Genomic DNA, 15514 nt, shown 5'->3' with positions numbered 1-15514 from the left:
AGTTTCGAAACGCGGCGCATGAGGGAAGCTTAGAACGGCTCGCTGTGCTCGCCAACCCACCCCTAACCCCTCCCTTTCAGGGAGGGGAATAAGTTGTCTGTTCCCCTATCGTTCCATTTCTGATAGCGCGCGCTGATGGCAAAACCTCAGAAACGCTATGTCTGTCAGGCCTGCGGATCGGTCTCGCATCGCTGGGCGGGGCAGTGCGCCGATTGCGCGGAATGGAACACCCTGGTCGAGGAAGCGGGCGGCACCGTCACGCCGTTTCAGGCCAAGCATAACCTTCAGTCCGGCGGCCGCGCGTTCCAGTTGGTGGGTCTCGACGCCGAGATCGCCCTGCCCGAGCGGATGCCGAGCGGGATCGCCGAACTGGACCGCGCTCTTGGGGGCGGCTTCGTCGAGGGATCGGCGACGCTGATCGGCGGCGATCCGGGGATCGGTAAATCCACCTTGCTGTTGCAGGCTGCCGCAAAGATGGCGCTGGCCGGGCTGTCGATCGTCTATGTCTCGGGCGAGGAAGCGGCAGATCAGGTACGGTTGCGCGCGCGTCGGCTCGGCCTCGGCAATGCGCCGCTGCAACTCGCTGCGGCGACCTCGACGCGCGATATCCTGACCACGCTGGGGCAAGGGCGGCCACCCGCGCTGCTGGTGATCGATTCTGATCCAGACGATGCATTCCGACCTGATCGAAGGCGCGCCGGGCACGGTCAGCCAGGTGCGGGCGTCGGCACAGGAGCTGATTCGCTTCGCCAAGGAGCGCGGCACCGCAGTGGTGCTGGTCGGGCATGTCACCAAGGACGGCAGCATCGCCGGTCCCCGCGTGCTCGAGCATATGGTCGACACCGTGCTGAGCTTCGAAGGCGAGCGCAGTCATCAATATCGTATCCTGCGCGCGATCAAGAACCGCTTTGGCGGCACGGACGAGATCGGCGTGTTCGCGATGGTCGCCGAAGGGCTGGCCGAGATATCCAACCCCTCGGCATTGTTCCTGACGCAGCGCGATGAAGGCGTGACCGGCACAACGGTGTTCCCGGCGCTTGAGGGCACGCGGCCGGTATTGGTCGAGATACAGGCTTTGGTGGTGCGGCTGGCCTCGGGAGCGACGCCACGGCGTGCGGTGGTCGGCTGGGACTCGGGCCGGCTGGCGATGGTGCTGGCGGTGCTCGAGGCTCGCTGCGGGCTGAGTTTCTCGACCTCGGAAGTCTATCTCAACATCGCCGGCGGGTATCGGGTGCAGGATCCGGCAGCCGATATGGCGGTCGCCGCCGCTCTGGTCTCCGCGTTGAGCGAGCGGCCCGTGCCGGTCGATGCCGTGGCGTTCGGCGAAATCGCGCTGTCTGGCGAGATCCGGCCGGTCGCACATGGCGCGCTCCGATTGAAGGAAGCGAGCAAGCTCGGGTTCGAGCGGGCGCTGGTTCCTGCTGCCGTGACGGACGACAAGAGCGGCCTGAAACTCACCGGGTTCAGGACCCTCGGCGATTTCGTCGATCATATGCTCGGGCGTGGGTAGCGCCGACCGGTTCGGCGCTCTATCTCCATCGCTCTGGGACAATCACCCCGCGGTCGTCTCGCGCGACGTCGAGAAACCTTGCCACGATCTCAGCGGCCTGTTTCTCAACGTCGCGCGAAACGAGCGGTCAGGGGCGAGCGAGCGCTAAAGGCATGAAGGCACGATGGGACTGACCGCACTCGATATCCTGGTGCTGATTGCCGTGATCGGTTCGGCCGGCCTTGGGCTGATGCGCGGCTTCGTGACCGAAATATTGTCGCTGTTCGCCTGGGTCGCGATCGTTTTCGCGCTGAAGCTGTTGCACATGCCGGTTTCGGCGATCCTGGCGCCGATGGTCGGCACGGCATCGGGCGCGGCGGTGCTGGCCTTCGCGATCATTGCCGGCGTGACCTATTTCGGCGGGCGGATGGTGGCGGGCGCGCTCGGCAACCGGACGCGGACGTCAGTGCTCGGACCGGTCGATCGCGCGCTCGGCTTCGGCTTCGGCGCGATCAAGGGCCTGATCCTGGCGAGCCTGGTGTTCCTGCTCGTGGTGCTGGTGACCGATACGATGAGTGGCGGGGCGTCGCATCGCCCTTCATGGCTGACCGAATCTCGCACCTATCCGTTGCTCAACACGACCAGCGCAAGCATCGCCGATTTCGTCGACCGGCGACGCAAGGGGCAGCCAGTGTTCGGCGCGGGAGACAATATGACCGAGAGCGGCTCCAACATGACCCGGGGAGCACGGCGATGAACGCACCGCTCTACAATACCGAAATCCTGCGGCTCGCCGCGACCATCCCCCTGTCAGGACCGACTGACCGACCCGATGGGATCGTCGGAAAAACGCTCGCCGGTGTGCGGCAGCCGGGTGACGGTCGATGTCAATCTCGACGCCGAAGGCCGGGTCGGTGAGGTCGGCATGCTGGTCCGGGCGTGCGCGCTGGGACAGGCATCCTCTTCCCTGCTGGCAGCAGACATTGTCGGCAAGACACCACAGCAACTGGCCGAGGCCCGCGACGCGCTGACCGCATGGCTGGCAGGTGAAGGACCGGTGCCGGGCTGGACGGGATTCGACCTGTTCGTGCCGGCCTTACCGCATACCGCGCGGCATGCTTCGATCCGCCTCGCTTTCGAAGCCGCTGCTGACGCTGCCGCTCAGGCCGCGCGCTGATGGAGCACGGCGCTTCTCTGCTTCGCGACGGCGTTGTGTTGCTTGGCTTCGGCCTGATCTTCGTGCTGATCTTCCGGCGCTTTGGGCTCGGTGCCACGCTGGGGTATCTCGTCGCCGGCGCAGTGGTCGGGCCGCAACTGCTCGGCCTGGTCGGCGGCGCCGAATCGAAGATGGGCATTGCCGAGCTCGGCATCACCCTGTTGCTGTTCATCGTGGGGCTTGAGCTGAATCCGTCGCGGCTGTGGCGGATGAAGCAGGAGATTTTCGGGCTCGGCACGCTGCAGGTCGTGTTGTGCGGCCTCGCCATTTCCGCCGTCGTGTGGGTCGGGACGCGATCATCGGTCGCCGCCACGCTGGCGCTTGGCCTGCCGCTCGCCCTGTCCTCGACCGCTCAGGTCCTGCCGATGCTGCAGTCGGCCGGACGCATGCGCACGCCGTTCGGAGAGCGCGCCTTCTCGATCCTGCTGTTCCAGGACCTGTCGATCGTGCCGCTGATCACGATCATCGCGGTGATGTCGCGCAATCCCGCCGATGCCGATGGCCCACCGGGCTGGCTGCTGTTCATCTATACGCTGATCGCGATCGCCGGGCTGATCCTGGCCGGGCGCTTCCTGCTGCGTCCCTTGTTCCGCACCATCGGCAATATGGGCGAGCGCGAGATGTTCGTCTTTGCGGGGCTCTTCACCGTCATCGCCAGCGCGGCGGTGATGGAATCGCTCGGCCTGTCGACTGCGCTCGGCGCATTCGTCGCCGGCGTGATGCTGGCGGATTCGCCTTATCGCCATGAGCTGGAGGCCGATGTCGAGCCGTTCCGCTCGATCCTGCTCGGTCTGTTCTTCCTGACCATCGGTATGTTGCTCGATCTGCATGCGATCGCCGAACGGCCCTTGTTTGTTGCGGGGATGGCGCTGGCCCTGATCGCGACCAAGGCGGCGATCATCATGGGCATCGGATTGCTGTTCAAGATGCGCTGGCGCGAGGCGCTGGCGCTCGGTCTGTTGCTCAGCCAGGGGGGCGAATTCGCCTTCGTCCTGTTTGCTCAGGCGCAGAATGCGCTGTTGATCGCGCCCGAGGCGGCGAGCCTGTTCGGGGCCATCGTCACGCTGTCGATGGCGACGACACCATTCCTGATGCGGGTGACTCAACGCATCCGGACCGAGCCGGTCAGGCTGGAGGATCGCGAGGGGCCGACCTCGGACGGTGCCAATGCACTGATCGTTGGTTACGGGCGGTTCGGCCAGACCGTAGGCCAGATGCTGGTTGCGCAGGGCATTCCGGTGACCCTGATCGACAATGATATCGAGATGATCGACGTAGCCGGCAATTTCGGCGCGAAGGTCTATTATGGCGACGGCACGCGCATGGATTTGCTGCGCCAGGCCGGCGCGGCGGAGGCGGAACTGATCATGTTCTGTCTCGACAAGGATCAGATCGGCCCGGAAATGGTCGAGGCGGTACACAAGGCATTTCCCAAGGCGGAGATTTTCGTGCGTGCCTATGACCGTCGTGCGCTGCTCAAGCTGAAGGATGCGCCGACCTCGGGCGTGGTGCGCGAGGTAATGGAATCGGCGGTCAAGATGGCGAGGATGGCGATGCGCAGCCTCGGAATCGAGGAGGAAGAGATCGTCCGGACCGAGGAGCACTACCGGGCGCGCGACAAGGAACGGTTGAAGGCGCAATATGAGGCCGGCGATCTCCGGGCCGCGCGCGACCGGATCATCACGCAGGATCCCCGGAGCGGCATCGACGAGTCCGGCTCGATATGACGACTTGTTTGATATGAAGAATCGTCCGCTGCGCGATCGGCTGGGCTTCGCGGTGGCGGGCTGGCAGGCGGCGTGGCGGAGGGAGCGTAGCTTCCGGACTCAGGCGTGCTGCGCGGTATTGGCGATCGTCGCGCTGCTGATCCTGCGTCCATCGCCAATCTGGTGGACTCTGATCGTGGTGACGAGCGCGCTGGTGCTGGCGCTCGAGCTGATCAATTCGGCGCTCGAGGCAGTGATCGACCGGTTCCATCCGAAGATTCATCCCGAGATCAAGGCGGCCAAGGATATGCTGGCGGGCGCGGTGCTGGCGATCAGCGTCGCGGCCTTGATCGTCGCGGTGGCGCTGGTCACCACACAAGCGCCGGCTTTGCTGGGGGAACTCGCGACATGGCAATGATGAGGCTGACTGCGATGATGACGGCGTGGCCGGTGCTGATTGGGCTGGTATTGGCTGTCCCGCTATCGGCCAGGGGGCGTGCCGGCGTCGCACCGGAATTTCGGCATATCGATGCGCGCACGATCAAATCCGCGCGATTGGTCCTGTCCGAGATCTGGCCGATCAGCGATTTGGCCAAGGGGGAGAAGGGGTATTATGCCAAGCGCAGCGACGGCGTTGTTCCCGTCCGCCGTGCAAAGACATGCTGGCTGACACGCGGGCAGATTGCCGTGACGATCGCTGCGCTGAAACGGGCGCGACCGCGCAGCGACGATCTCGACGCGCTCAGTGCGGACATTGCGATTCACTACCGAACCAAGGCGGGCAAGGAAATCGTTGCGGTGATCAGTGACCCCGACCCCGGCGAACCGCTGCTGATTTTCTTCGACGATCGTCTGGCGACACTGAAACAATCCGATAGAGGCCGGATCAAACGCGTTGCGGCGCAAGCGGGGTGTGGATGACACAGATATTGATGATTCTGGCGGCGCTTTCGGGCGCGCTTGCGGTTGGGGCGGGCGCATTCGGTGCGCATGGTGCGAGCGGTGCTGCCGCGGAATGGCTGAAGACCGGCGGGTTGTACCAGTTGATCCATGCGGTTGCCGCGCTTGCCGTGCTGCGCCTCGACGCGAAAGGACCGGCAGTGCTGTTCCTGTCGGGCGGCGCGCTCTTCGCCGCCTCCCTTTATCTCATGGCGCTAGGGTTGCCGCGATCGATTCTCGGCCCGATCACACCAATCGGCGGCATGCTGTTGATCATCGGCTGGCTGTGGCTGGCCTGGGTCGCGTTCCGCACGCCGGCCTGAGTATCGGCTCAGGCCGACACGCGCTCCGCCTGCGCGTCGAGGAAGCGCGTCACGTCGGCCAGCTCCACCGACTTGTCGACAAAGGTCTGGCCGATGCCGCGCGCGAGCAGGAAGGGCAGGGTGCCGGCATCCATCTTCTTGTCATGCAGCATGTGCGCGACCAGCGTTGCGCCGTCGGCCTGAATGCCAGCGGCAGACACGCTGTCGGGCAGCTCGACAGCTCGCAAATGTGCCGCAACCCGCCTGGCGTCCTGGCCCGGGCAAAGCCCGCGTTCCGCCGAATAGCCGAACGCCAGCGCCATGCCCGCCGCGACACCCTCGCCGTGCAGCAGTCGGTCGGAAAAGCCCGCCTCGGCCTCCAGCGCATGGCCGAAAGTATGGCCGAGGTTGAGCAGCGCGCGCTTGCCGCTGGTCTCATACTCATCCTCGGCAACGATACGCGCCTTGGCGGCGATGCTGTGGGCGATCGCATGGGTGCGGGCGTCGGCATCGCCGGCGAGCAGGGCGGAGGCATTGGCTTCGCACCATTCGAAAAAGCCAAAATCGTCGATCAGGCCGTATTTCACCACTTCGGCATAGCCGGCGCGGACCTGGCGCAGCGGCAGCGTGTCGAGGGTGGTTGGATCCACCAGCACCAGCGCCGGCTGATGGAAGGCGCCGATCAGGTTCTTGCCGGCGCGCGAATTGATCGCGGTCTTGCCGCCGACCGACGAATCGACCTGGGCGAGCAGCGTGGTCGGGATCTGGACGAAGCCGCAGCCGCGTTTGACGATACTGCAGGCAAAGCCGACCAGATCGCCGATCACGCCGCCGCCGAGTGCGATGACATGATCGCCGCGTTCCACGCCATGGTCGAGCAAGCTGTCGGTCAATAGTTCCAGCGTTGCCCAGCTCTTGCTGCCTTCACCGGGCGGGGAGCACGATTGCGTCGCTCGCGACGCCCGCTGTGTGCAGCGACGCCTGTAATGTGGCGAGATGCGGCCGAAGATTCTCGTCGGTCACGATCGCCATCGTCCGCCCGCGCGACAGCGGCGCAAGATGCTCGCCCGCCCCGGCAAGCAGGCCGTTCTCGACCATAACCGTGTAGCTTCTCGCGCCCAGCTCGACGGTAATGATGGTCATGAGCCGAGCGCTTTCAGGATTGCGTTGACGGTAACTTCGTGCGGAGCGTGGTGGCTCGGCACCCGGATCGGCGCCATCGCGTAGAACGGGTTGCGCACCTTGGCGAGTTCGATCAGCACGTCGCGCGGATTGCGGCCGCGGAGGAGCGGACGGGAATCGCGGCGCTGCACCCGATCGGCCAGCACATCGGCGTTGGCGTCGAGCCAGATCGCGATCGCCTGCTCGAGGATCAGCGTGCGGGTGTCGTCGTTTATGAAAGCGCCACCGCCGGTCGCAATGACCTTCGGCGTGCCGTCGATCAGCCGCGCGATGACGCGGCGTTCGCCGTCGCGGAAATGCGCTTCGCCGAATTTTTCGAATATATCGGCGACCGACATACCTGCAGCGGCCTCGATCTCATTGTCGGCATCGACGAAGGGCAGGCGCATGCGCGCGGCGAGCCGACGGCCGACGGTTGACTTACCCGCACCCATCAGGCCGACAAGGACGATAGGCAGGCCGGTCCAGGGCTCGGGAGGGGAGTGGCTTTGCAACATTGCGCCGGGGCTATACAGCGACCCCGCGTCTGCGGCAAAAGGTCGCTGCTCTCGACTTGTAATTCGTTTTCACAGGGTTTTTTTCATGTCCCGCTTGATGGTTACGCTCATCGTCGTTCTGGTCGTACTGATCGGCGGACTGTTTCTGCTGGCCGGAAGCGCCAAGGAAAAGGCGCCGGTTCGAGTCGAGAAGGTGGTTCCGCTTGCGAATCTCTCGAACTAGCGCTTCGCTCGGCGCACTGGCGATAATGTTGCTTGGCGCGGGAATACCCGCGCTGGGACAGGACAAGCCTGAATCGCTGCTGCCACCCGGATTCAACGAACCGGTCACGACGCCTGCGCCGGCTCCGCCGCCGCGCCCACGTCCGACGACGCCCGCAACGACGCAAGTGCCGCGTCCGACGGCGTCCGGAGTCGTGGCCGTGCCGACATCCGGGGCAACCGACGTGCCGGACGCGCCTGTCGCGGAGGCGACGCCGGCGCCGGTCGACCCCACGCTGCCGCAAGTTACGACGAGCGTTCGGTACGAGATGCCGGACTATGCTCGGCGGTCGCTGGCCAGCGTCGGGGCTGCCGGCCCAGCCGAGGGCGCGCTTGGGCCGACGGCATTCCGCGGCGCCGATGGCATCTATCTCGAAGCGCTGATGCGGTATCTGGACGCGCCGGTCGCTTCGCGCTGGCTGTCGATCGGCCTGCGCCGGGCGCTGATGGCGCGAATCGACACGCCCGCGCGGGTCAATGGTGCCGATTTCGCCGCCGAGCGAGCCTGGCTCCTCGTTCGCATGGGCGAATCGGTTGCGGCGCGCGCGGTCGTGCAGAGCGTCGATTCGGACAATTACACGCCAAAACTCTATCAGGCGGCGATGCAGGCGGCGCTGGCGACCGGGGATCCCGGCGCGCTGTGCTCGCTGGCCGATCAGGGCGCCAAGGTTGCGCGCGAGCGCGCCTGGTTGCTCGCTCCGGCTATCTGCGCGGGGCTGGCCGGATTGCCGGCCAAATCGACCCCGGCGCTCAACGCGGCCGAAAAGGCGGGGGTCGCGCGTGGCATCGATATTCTGCTCGCCAAAAAGGTCGCCGGCACCGGGTCGCGCGGTCGCCAGGCGATCACGATCGAATGGGATGCCGTCTCGCAGCTGACCGCGTTCCGCTACGGCTTGGCGACCGCTACCGGCACGGAGATTCCCGACAGCTTGCTCAAGACCGCCGCGCCGCATGTGCAGGCATGGCGTGCGCTGTCGCCGATGCTGGATACGCGCAGCCGGATCGCGCCGGCCGACTATGCCGCGGCGCGCGGTGTGCTCTCCAACGCGGCTCTGGTCGATCTTTACGGCGCACTTGATGCCGAGGACGATCAATCGATCGCCGAGATCGGCGTGGCCCGCGATCTGCGTACCGCCTATAATGGTGCGACCCGGGCCGAGCGCATGGCCGCCCTGCGCACTCTGTGGGATGAACCCAAGACCGCCGATGGCCGGTTTGCGCGACTGATCCTGACCGCGCGCGCCGTAGCACGCCTGCCAGTTGATACGGTGGAGGCCGATGTCGACCGCGTCGTCGCATCGATGCTGACTGCGGGCCTGGACAGTTTCGCGCAGCGCTGGCGGAGTCGCGCCGAGCGAGGCAGCGACGCCTGGGCGATGCTGGTGCTGGCCGAAACCGATTCAGGCACTGGCTATAGCTATGGCGATGTCAGCGGTTATGCCGGGAAGAATGACGGCACCGGACTGAAGCGGCGGATGTTCTTTGCCGGGATGGCCGGGTTGGGCAAGATTTCCGCTGCTGAAGCGGAGAGTGGGGCGCGTTCGCTCGACGTGCCGATCGGCAATGAAAATGGCTGGACCCGGGCGATCGACCGTGCCGCGCGACAGAACCAGCCTGGCCTGGTCCTGCTGCTTGCGGCGATCGGGATGCAGACCAGTGACTGGCATGGGGTTCCGCCTGAGGTGTTGTTCCGTACGGTCAGTGCGCTTCGCGCGGTCGGCCTGACCGGCGAGGCACGGATGATCGCTGCCGAGGCGATTGCACGGCTTTGACTGCGCCGGTGGACCGGTCGCCGCCCGACAGGGATTTGGTCGAGCGGTTCCTGGAAATGATGGCGGCGGAGGCCGGGGCGGCGAAGAACACGATCGCCGCCTATCGCAGCGACCTGATGCTCGCATCCGAGCATCTCAAGGGGCGGCTGGCAACGGCATCGCCGGCCGATCTTGGTCGTCTGGGCGAGCATTGGCTGACGCTGTCGCGGTCAAGCGTGGCGCGCAAATCAGCGGCGTTGCGGCGCTTCTACGCTTTTCTCGCCGATGAGGGGCATCGCGCCGACGATCCGGGTGTCGCACTGCCCCGTCCGGGCGCGCAGCGTGCGCTGCCCAAGACGCTTGGCCATGGCGATGTCGATCGGCTATTCGCTGCCATTGCCGCAAGGATCGCGCGCGATCCACCCGATCCAAACGATCTTCGCCTGCTCGCTTTGGTCGAACTGCTTTACGGATCGGGGCTGCGCGCGACCGAACTGGTGTCGCTGCCGCGCAATGCCATCGCACCCGACCGGCCCTATCTGATTCTGCGCGGAAAGGGGGGGCGCGAACGGCTGGTGCCGATCTCGGATCGTGCGCGTGCGGCTGTGGCGGGGTGGCGTGATCATGTCGCCACCGATCGTGCATGGCTGTTTCCATCCGGCAAGAGCCATTTGTCGCGCGTGCGCCTCTATCAGTTGATGAAGGCGCTGGCGGCGGAAGCGGGCATTCCGCCGGACCGGGTCAGCCCGCACGTTCTGCGCCATGCCTTTGCGACTCACCTGCTTGAGGGCGGCGCGGATCTGCGCGCACTGCAATCGATGCTTGGCCATGCCGATATCGCCACCACCGAGATTTACACCCATATCGACAGCGCGCGGCTGGTCGAACTGGTCAACAGCCGTCACCCGCTGACCGATGCGAAGCACCGGCCGGACGCAAAGGAGCGCGTTGACGTGAAAGGGCAGGGGGCTTAACCGACGCGACCTGATGGCAAGCTTCCTCGACTTCGAAAAACCGATCGCCGACCTGCAAGGGCGGATCGATGAACTGCGCGAAACCGCCGCCGACGGCACGGTCGATATCGACGCCGAGGTCGCGCGGCTACAGGCCAAGTCGGACAAGGCGCTGCGCGATACCTATGCGCGGCTGACACCGTGGCAGAAGACTCAGGTCGCGCGGCACGGCGAGCGCCCGCATTTCCTGACATATGTCGCCGGCTTGTTCGACGGCTTCATGCCGCTCGCCGGTGATCGTGCCTTTGGCGACGATCAGGCGATTCTCGGTGGCTTTGCGCAGTTTCGTGGCCAGCGGGTGATGGTGATCGGCCATGAAAAGGGCGACGATACCGCCAGTCGCCTGCGGCACAATTTCGGCATGGGCAAGCCGGAGGGCTATCGCAAGGCGATCCGCCTGATGCAGCTGGCCGATCGGTTCGGCCTGCCAGTCGTTACTCTGGTCGATACCTCAGGTGCCTTTCCCGGTGTCCAGGCCGAAGAGCGCGGCCAGGCCGAAGCGATCGCGCGCTCGACCGAGCAGTGCCTGGCGCTTGGGGTACCGATGGTCGCGGCGATCGTCGGCGAGGGCGGCTCGGGCGGCGCGATTGCGCTGGCCGCCGGCAACAAAGTGCTGATGTTCGAGCACGCCGTGTATTCGGTGATTTCGCCCGAAGGCTGCGCGTCGATCCTGTGGCGCACCGCCGACAAGGCGGCTGACGCGGCAGAGGCGATGAAGGTGACGGCGCAGGACCTGAAGGGGCTGGGTATCATCGACACGATCGTGCCGGAACCGCTTGGGGGCGCGCATCGCGATCCGGCCCTGGCGATCGCGACATTGGGCGATGCGATCGGCGACGCACTGGACGAATTGAATGGCCACGACTCGAAACAATTGCGTCAGGCGCGCCGTGAAAAGTTTCTTGCCATGGGGCGACTCTGAAGATCGAGCTAACAGGCAATTAACCATAGCTCTCGCGAATAACAGAAAAAGGGCGGCGGAACCGAAGTTCCGCCGCCCAATTCTTTTAAGCTTTAGAAAAGCTCAGGTAGCCTTCATGTTCGACGACACGTTCGTGAACGTGGTCTTCAGCTGGTTGCCCAGGCCCTGCATCGCGGCGATTGCGGCGACGGCGATCAGTGCGGCAATCAGGCCGTACTCGATGGCGGTGGCGCCCTTGCTATTCTTGATGAAGTTGCGAATCTTCTGCATTTCCGGTCTCCCTTGTCAGACTTCAGTTACCCGGCTGAACCGGAGAACCGGGACAGCAACCACAGGTGTAGGAGCGCTAGGTTGATGAAAGTTTAAGCTGGGGCGAAAAAACGCGTCGCGGATGCGATTGTGCGGAACTTTTTATTAGTTCGCGCGTGCGTTTTCCATTTTGTTGTTCACATTGCCCCACATGCCGGTGGTCGTGTTGGCGACCTCGACAAAGGCGGCGATCATGGTGATGACGACCAGCGCGGCGATCAGGCCGTATTCGATGGCGGTGCCACCTTTGCGATTTCCCGCCAGCCTTTTTATCGCGCTCATGATCATGCGGGTTCGCCCGTGTCGGATATAGACACCCGATTTAGGGCAGGAGAGTTAATCAATGGCGAACGCCGTCATCGAAAGAGCGGAACTGGTCCTATTTCCCGTCGTCGCCGCTGCGCTGATCGATGGTGAGGGCAGGGTATTGGTCCAACAGCGCCCGCCAGGGAAGATGATGGCCGGACTGTGGGAGTTCCCTGGCGGCAAGCTCGAACCCGGCGAAACACCGGAGGCGGCGCTGATCCGTGAGTTGCACGAGGAACTCGGCATCACGGTTTCGGCGGCGAGCATCGTACCCACCGCCTTTGCCAGCGAAAGGCTGGGTGAACGGCATTTGCTGCTGCTGCTCTATCTCTGCCGTACGTGGAGCGGAACGCCGCGCGCGTTGGATGCGGTGGCGATCGACTGGGTCGCACCGGCCGACCTCCATGCTTTGGCCATGCCGCCCGCCGATCTGCCGTTGATCGGCCTGCTCGAGCGGCTGATCTGAGATGGTGGCTTTTGCCGGCACGCTCGGGATATGATCGTACGCGGCGACGGGGAGCACAAGCGATGAAACGGGGACTGATCGGCAATCTGCTGCGCGATCTCGAGGCACCGATCGAGGCGCGGGGCTTTGGTACGGGCTGGTTTGCGGGGTTCTTCTCGCTGGTATTCGCCGTGGCCGGGCTCTGCTTCGTTGCAGCGCTTCGCTGGCCCGACTGGTTCGCCATGCCACAGCTCGAACTGGTCCGCGGGCAGAGCGGCTTTCGCGCCTTTGTCCATGTCACTCTGCTTGCCGCTTATGGTCTGGCGCTGCTCAGCCTGTTGCTCCGGCCGCGCAAGGCACTGGGCGCCACTGCGTTGATCATCGCATTGGTCGCCACCCTGCTTGGCGGTGCAGCCGTCCAGCCGGCCGAGAGCCATAATTGGGGGATCTTTTTCGGGATCGATTTCTTCGCGCTGAACATGATCGCGACGGGGCTGATGTTTGCCCCGATCGAACGAATCTTCCCGCACCGCGGCGATCAGCGCCTGTTCCGCACCGAATGGCGCGAGGATCTGTTCTATTATCTTGTCAGCTCGATGATGGTGCAGCTGATCACTTTCCTCGCGCTGGCGCCGTCGACCTTCATCATGGCCTCGACCAGCAATTTCGGCCAGTTCCGCGCTTGGGTCGGCGGCCTGCCCTGGCTGGTGCAGTTCGCTGCGGCGATGTTCCTCACCGATCTGATGCAATATTGGTTTCACCGCGCCTTTCACCGCTGGCCCTTTCTATGGGGATTCCATGCCGTGCATCATTCGGCCAAGTCGATGGACTGGCTGGCGGGTTCGCGAATGCACTTCGTGGAAATCATCCTGCTGCGTGGCGTGACCTCGCTGCCGCTGCTCACCTTCGGCTTCGCGCCCTCGGTGATGCAGGCCTATGTCGCGATGGTCTATATCTACGCCTCGCTGGTGCACGCCAATCTGCGCGGTGATTTCGATACGCTCGGCAAGTTCCTCGTCACGCCGCGCTTCCACCATTGGCACCACGGGATCGAGGATGTCGCGATCGACAAGAATTTCGCGATCCACTTCCCCTGGCTCGACCGGTTGTTCGGCACGCATCATTTCCCCAAGGGCGAATGGCCCTCGGGATATGGCGTGATGGAGGAAGTGCCGCGCGGCTATCGCGCGCAATTCGCCTATCCATTCCGCAATTTGTTCAAGCGGAAGGCCGGCTAGAATGATTTCGAGCTGAGTTGATCCACTCCCTTCCGTTCGCCCAAGTTCAGCACGAACGGAAGATGTGATTCCATCCAGGTCGACGAGATTCTAATCAGTCGCTTTCAGCAGCTTCAGGAAATCGACATCGGACCAGCGCTTGGCCGGGTCCTTTGGCGGATTCATCAACGCGGCGATATCCAGATCGGCCATGCGCACGATCGTCAGCCCGAGCGACGGAATGACATAGAGCCGCTGGTCCCCGGCGCCGGCGGCAAGGACGATATCGGCGGGCAGTTCCGCCGCCCTCCGCCCGATATCGGTGCCGGCGGTGATCGGGTCGGCCGCTTTCCCTACATGCGGCAGCCACCAGGTCAGGCCATAGGCTGGATTGACCGCGCCGCTCTTGAACATTGCAGCGAAGCTGGCCGGGTCGACGATCGGCTTGCCTGCCACCGTGCCGCCGGCGCGGATGAATTCGCCGAACTTCGCCCATTCCGCCGCGGTAAGTATCGCACCTTGCGGCAGCAGCGGATTGCCGTCGATGCCCTTGCGCCAGTCGGCATAGCGCAGGCCGATCGGATCGAGCACGCGCCGCGCGAGATAGGCCAGCACGTTATCCGATTGTCCGGCCGCTTTCAGCTTGCGCTTCAGGATTTCGCCAAAGCTCTGCATCGGCGTCGGGCCGTACAGAAAGCGGGTCCCCGGATCGGCAACGAGCGCACCATCGAGCGAGTCCCGATAGGTCGGCGGCTTGCCGATCACGCTCGGCTGACCGCTGGTCATCGAGAGGATCTGCCGGATCGTGATCCTGCTTTTCTGCGGATCGCCTTGCCATTCGATCAGTGTCGCCGAGGCCGGCTCATCAAGGGTGAGCAGGCCATCCTGCACGGCGGCTGCGGCCATGATGCCGACGAAGCTCTTGGTGCCCGACCAGAGCTCGTGCGGGGCCGTGTGGCCACCCTGCGCCGTATCGCAGACGATCTTGCCATGATCGAGCACATGGACCGCCACGCCCCGATGTGCGTCGGAATAGCGCGTTGCGGCGGCGCAGGACATGGCGTCGGGCTTCGCCGTCGCGGGCGCGGCGATCGTCATGGCGGCAAGCATCGTCGAGATGAGCAAGGCCGGGCGCATATGCCTCTCCAGTATGAGTCGTTATATTATCGATAATATTGCATATGCTGGCGAATACGCGCTACCGATAAGTGATCAGCCGGGTATATCTAGGGCCATGACCGATAGCATCGCTTCCGAACCGCCGCCGCAGGACCGCCTGATTGCCGACGCCCTGATCGAAGACATTGTCGAGTGGCGGATCAAGCCGGGATCATGGATCCGCGAGCGCGAGATCGCCGAGCGTTTCGGCGTCTCCCATGCCCCGGTGCGCGAAGCGTTCCGCCATGTCGCCAATATCGGCTTCATCCAGGTTGTGCCGTGGCGCGGCGCGCATGTGATCGAGATCGACCGGCATGCGGCGACCGAAGTGCTGGAGTTGTGGAAAGCGATGTTCGGCGTGGTCTGCCGCCTCGCCGCGACGACGATGTCGGATGAGGATGGTGCCGAACTGTTGCGCCGGGTGGAGGCGTACCGGGCGATCGTGCGGCAAACCGACAATACGTTCGAGCATCTGGCGGTATCGAACCGGGTCGGGGCGTTCATCGCGCGGCGCTGCGGCGCGGCGCTGGCAACCAACATGCTCGACCGGATCGCCCTGTTCGCGCGCTGGCAGCACCATGTGATCTCTGCCAATCATTTCAGCGAGAAGGGCGGCCACCACTCGGCCGAACTATTCGCCATATTGTGCCGTCACATCGTGGCGCGAGAGCCGGATGCGGCCGACGATGCCGCGCGCGCTCTGCTCGGCTATCTGCAGGATGGCTTCACCGCACCACTCGAAGAATATCTTGCGACGAAAAAGGTGGATCCGCCCAAGCGGCGCGCCCGCAAGGAGTAATG

General features: G+C 64.5%; 16 protein-coding genes and 3 pseudogenes. 14 read left to right on the top strand and 5 right to left on the bottom strand.

From position 1 onward, the window contains the following. Positions 1 to 135: 135 nt before the first annotated feature. From radA to H3Z74_RS09950, 7 genes and pseudogenes are all read left to right on the top strand, one after another. A pseudogene (radA, locus tag H3Z74_RS09980) lies at positions 136 to 1510 on the top strand (DNA repair protein RadA). A 163-nt stretch (positions 1511 to 1673) separates the two neighbouring features. Then, positions 1674 to 2246 carry a CvpA family protein gene (locus H3Z74_RS09975; protein WP_187763710.1) on the top strand — a complete coding sequence of 191 codons (573 nt, stop codon included), beginning with the start codon at positions 1674 to 1676 and terminating at the stop codon, positions 2244 to 2246. Further along, a pseudogene (locus tag H3Z74_RS09970) lies at positions 2243 to 2666 on the top strand (iron-sulfur cluster assembly scaffold protein). Before H3Z74_RS09975 ends, H3Z74_RS09970 begins: the two are co-directional and overlap by 4 nt. Continuing rightward, a complete protein-coding gene (locus tag H3Z74_RS09965; RefSeq protein WP_187763709.1) occupies positions 2666 to 4432 on the top strand; it encodes a cation:proton antiporter domain-containing protein in 1767 nt (588 codons plus the stop codon). Before H3Z74_RS09970 ends, H3Z74_RS09965 begins: the two are co-directional and overlap by 1 nt. 13 nt (positions 4433 to 4445) lie before the next feature. Next, a complete protein-coding gene (locus H3Z74_RS09960) occupies positions 4446 to 4829 on the top strand; it encodes a diacylglycerol kinase (RefSeq protein ID WP_187763708.1) in 384 nt (127 codons plus the stop codon). Continuing rightward, positions 4820 to 5332 carry a hypothetical protein gene (locus H3Z74_RS09955; RefSeq protein ID WP_187763707.1) on the top strand — a complete coding sequence of 171 codons (513 nt, stop codon included), beginning with the start codon at positions 4820 to 4822 and terminating at the stop codon, positions 5330 to 5332. The genes H3Z74_RS09960 and H3Z74_RS09955 overlap by 10 nt, the downstream gene beginning before the upstream one ends. Next, the gene (locus H3Z74_RS09950; RefSeq protein ID WP_229727007.1) at positions 5329 to 5673 is read left to right on the top strand and encodes a DUF423 domain-containing protein; all 345 of its coding nucleotides are present in this window, start codon (positions 5329 to 5331) and stop codon (positions 5671 to 5673) included. Before H3Z74_RS09955 ends, H3Z74_RS09950 begins: the two co-directional genes overlap by 4 nt. Positions 5674 to 5681: 8 nt before the next feature. On the opposite strand, the pseudogene aroB reads toward H3Z74_RS09950, so the two are convergent. Further along, positions 5682 to 6795: pseudogene (aroB, locus tag H3Z74_RS09945) on the bottom strand (3-dehydroquinate synthase). Further along, positions 6792 to 7331, bottom strand: a complete 540-nt coding sequence (locus H3Z74_RS09940; RefSeq protein ID WP_187763706.1) for a shikimate kinase — start codon at positions 7329 to 7331, stop codon at positions 6792 to 6794. The pseudogene aroB and the gene H3Z74_RS09940 overlap by 4 nt, the downstream one beginning before the upstream one ends. An 85-nt stretch (positions 7332 to 7416) precedes the next feature. Here H3Z74_RS09940 and H3Z74_RS09935 point away from each other — a divergent pair, with 85 nt between their 5' ends. The 4 genes from H3Z74_RS09935 to H3Z74_RS09920 all read left to right on the top strand — a co-directional run bounded on the left by H3Z74_RS09935 (position 7417) and on the right by H3Z74_RS09920 (position 11278). Continuing rightward, positions 7417 to 7554: a hypothetical protein gene (locus H3Z74_RS09935; protein ID WP_187763705.1), complete on the top strand. Its 138-nt coding sequence runs from the start codon at positions 7417 to 7419 to the stop codon at positions 7552 to 7554. 199 nt (positions 7555 to 7753) lie between these two features. After that, a complete protein-coding gene (locus tag H3Z74_RS09930; protein WP_315442989.1) occupies positions 7754 to 9364 on the top strand; it encodes a hypothetical protein in 1611 nt (536 codons plus the stop codon). A gap of 56 nt (positions 9365 to 9420) precedes the next feature. Further along, the gene (locus H3Z74_RS09925; RefSeq protein WP_229727067.1) at positions 9421 to 10317 is read left to right on the top strand and encodes a tyrosine-type recombinase/integrase; all 897 of its coding nucleotides are present in this window, start codon (positions 9421 to 9423) and stop codon (positions 10315 to 10317) included. Between the two features lie 13 nt (positions 10318 to 10330). Next, entirely contained in the window at positions 10331 to 11278 is a 948-nt protein-coding gene (locus H3Z74_RS09920; protein WP_187763702.1) for an acetyl-CoA carboxylase carboxyltransferase subunit alpha, read from the top strand. Between the two features lie 102 nt (positions 11279 to 11380). On the opposite strand, the gene H3Z74_RS09915 is transcribed toward H3Z74_RS09920, so the two are convergent. Further along, the gene (locus tag H3Z74_RS09915; RefSeq protein ID WP_187763701.1) at positions 11381 to 11548 is read right to left on the bottom strand and encodes a Flp family type IVb pilin; all 168 of its coding nucleotides are present in this window, start codon (positions 11546 to 11548) and stop codon (positions 11381 to 11383) included. A 144-nt stretch (positions 11549 to 11692) separates the two neighbouring features. Then, the gene (locus H3Z74_RS09910) at positions 11693 to 11875 is read right to left on the bottom strand and encodes a Flp family type IVb pilin (protein ID WP_187763700.1); all 183 of its coding nucleotides are present in this window, start codon (positions 11873 to 11875) and stop codon (positions 11693 to 11695) included. A gap of 55 nt (positions 11876 to 11930) precedes the next feature. Here H3Z74_RS09910 and H3Z74_RS09905 point away from each other — a divergent pair, with 55 nt between their 5' ends. Further along, positions 11931 to 12359, top strand: coding sequence for a (deoxy)nucleoside triphosphate pyrophosphohydrolase (locus H3Z74_RS09905; RefSeq protein ID WP_187763699.1), 429 nt, complete (start codon positions 11931 to 11933; stop codon positions 12357 to 12359). Positions 12360 to 12421: 62 nt separating this feature from the next. Next, positions 12422 to 13576 (top strand): sterol desaturase family protein, encoded by a 1155-nt coding sequence (locus H3Z74_RS09900; RefSeq protein WP_187763698.1) that lies wholly within the window; start codon positions 12422 to 12424, stop codon positions 13574 to 13576. 90 nt (positions 13577 to 13666) lie between these two features. Here H3Z74_RS09900 and H3Z74_RS09895 read toward each other — a convergent pair whose 3' ends face one another. Continuing rightward, positions 13667 to 14692: a serine hydrolase domain-containing protein gene (locus H3Z74_RS09895; RefSeq protein WP_187763697.1), complete on the bottom strand. Its 1026-nt coding sequence runs from the start codon at positions 14690 to 14692 to the stop codon at positions 13667 to 13669. 97 nt (positions 14693 to 14789) lie between these two features. Here H3Z74_RS09895 and H3Z74_RS09890 point away from each other — a divergent pair, with 97 nt between their 5' ends. Further along, on the top strand, positions 14790 to 15512 hold the full coding sequence (locus tag H3Z74_RS09890) for a GntR family transcriptional regulator (protein ID WP_187763696.1): 723 nt from the start codon (positions 14790 to 14792) through the stop codon (positions 15510 to 15512). The last annotated feature ends 2 nt before the right edge of the window (positions 15513 to 15514 follow it).

This window comes from Sphingomonas alpina (assembly GCF_014490665.1).
Lineage (GTDB): Bacteria > Pseudomonadota > Alphaproteobacteria > Sphingomonadales > Sphingomonadaceae > Sphingomonas > Sphingomonas alpina.
This window is presented reverse-complemented; position numbering and strand designations above follow the sequence as displayed.

Excerpts from the sequence above, each read along its gene's own strand:
- H3Z74_RS09975 (WP_187763710.1), top strand. The coding sequence starts at position 1,674 with ATGGGACTGACCGCACTCGATATCCTGGTGCTGATTGCCGTGATCGGT.
- H3Z74_RS09965 (WP_187763709.1), top strand. The coding sequence starts at position 2,666 with ATGGAGCACGGCGCTTCTCTGCTTCGCGACGGCGTTGTGTTGCTTGGC.
- H3Z74_RS09960 (WP_187763708.1), top strand. The coding sequence starts at position 4,446 with ATGAAGAATCGTCCGCTGCGCGATCGGCTGGGCTTCGCGGTGGCGGGC.
- H3Z74_RS09955 (WP_187763707.1), top strand. The coding sequence starts at position 4,820 with ATGGCAATGATGAGGCTGACTGCGATGATGACGGCGTGGCCGGTGCTG.
- H3Z74_RS09950 (WP_229727007.1), top strand. The coding sequence starts at position 5,329 with ATGACACAGATATTGATGATTCTGGCGGCGCTTTCGGGCGCGCTTGCG.
- H3Z74_RS09940 (WP_187763706.1), bottom strand. The coding sequence starts at position 7,331 with ATGTTGCAAAGCCACTCCCCTCCCGAGCCCTGGACCGGCCTGCCTATC.
- H3Z74_RS09935 (WP_187763705.1), top strand. The coding sequence starts at position 7,417 with ATGTCCCGCTTGATGGTTACGCTCATCGTCGTTCTGGTCGTACTGATC.
- H3Z74_RS09925 (WP_229727067.1), top strand. The coding sequence starts at position 9,421 with ATGATGGCGGCGGAGGCCGGGGCGGCGAAGAACACGATCGCCGCCTAT.
- H3Z74_RS09920 (WP_187763702.1), top strand. The coding sequence starts at position 10,331 with ATGGCAAGCTTCCTCGACTTCGAAAAACCGATCGCCGACCTGCAAGGG.
- H3Z74_RS09915 (WP_187763701.1), bottom strand. The coding sequence starts at position 11,548 with ATGCAGAAGATTCGCAACTTCATCAAGAATAGCAAGGGCGCCACCGCC.
- H3Z74_RS09910 (WP_187763700.1), bottom strand. The coding sequence starts at position 11,875 with ATGATCATGAGCGCGATAAAAAGGCTGGCGGGAAATCGCAAAGGTGGC.
- H3Z74_RS09905 (WP_187763699.1), top strand. The coding sequence starts at position 11,931 with ATGGCGAACGCCGTCATCGAAAGAGCGGAACTGGTCCTATTTCCCGTC.
- H3Z74_RS09900 (WP_187763698.1), top strand. The coding sequence starts at position 12,422 with ATGAAACGGGGACTGATCGGCAATCTGCTGCGCGATCTCGAGGCACCG.
- H3Z74_RS09895 (WP_187763697.1), bottom strand. The coding sequence starts at position 14,692 with ATGCGCCCGGCCTTGCTCATCTCGACGATGCTTGCCGCCATGACGATC.
- H3Z74_RS09890 (WP_187763696.1), top strand. The coding sequence starts at position 14,790 with ATGACCGATAGCATCGCTTCCGAACCGCCGCCGCAGGACCGCCTGATT.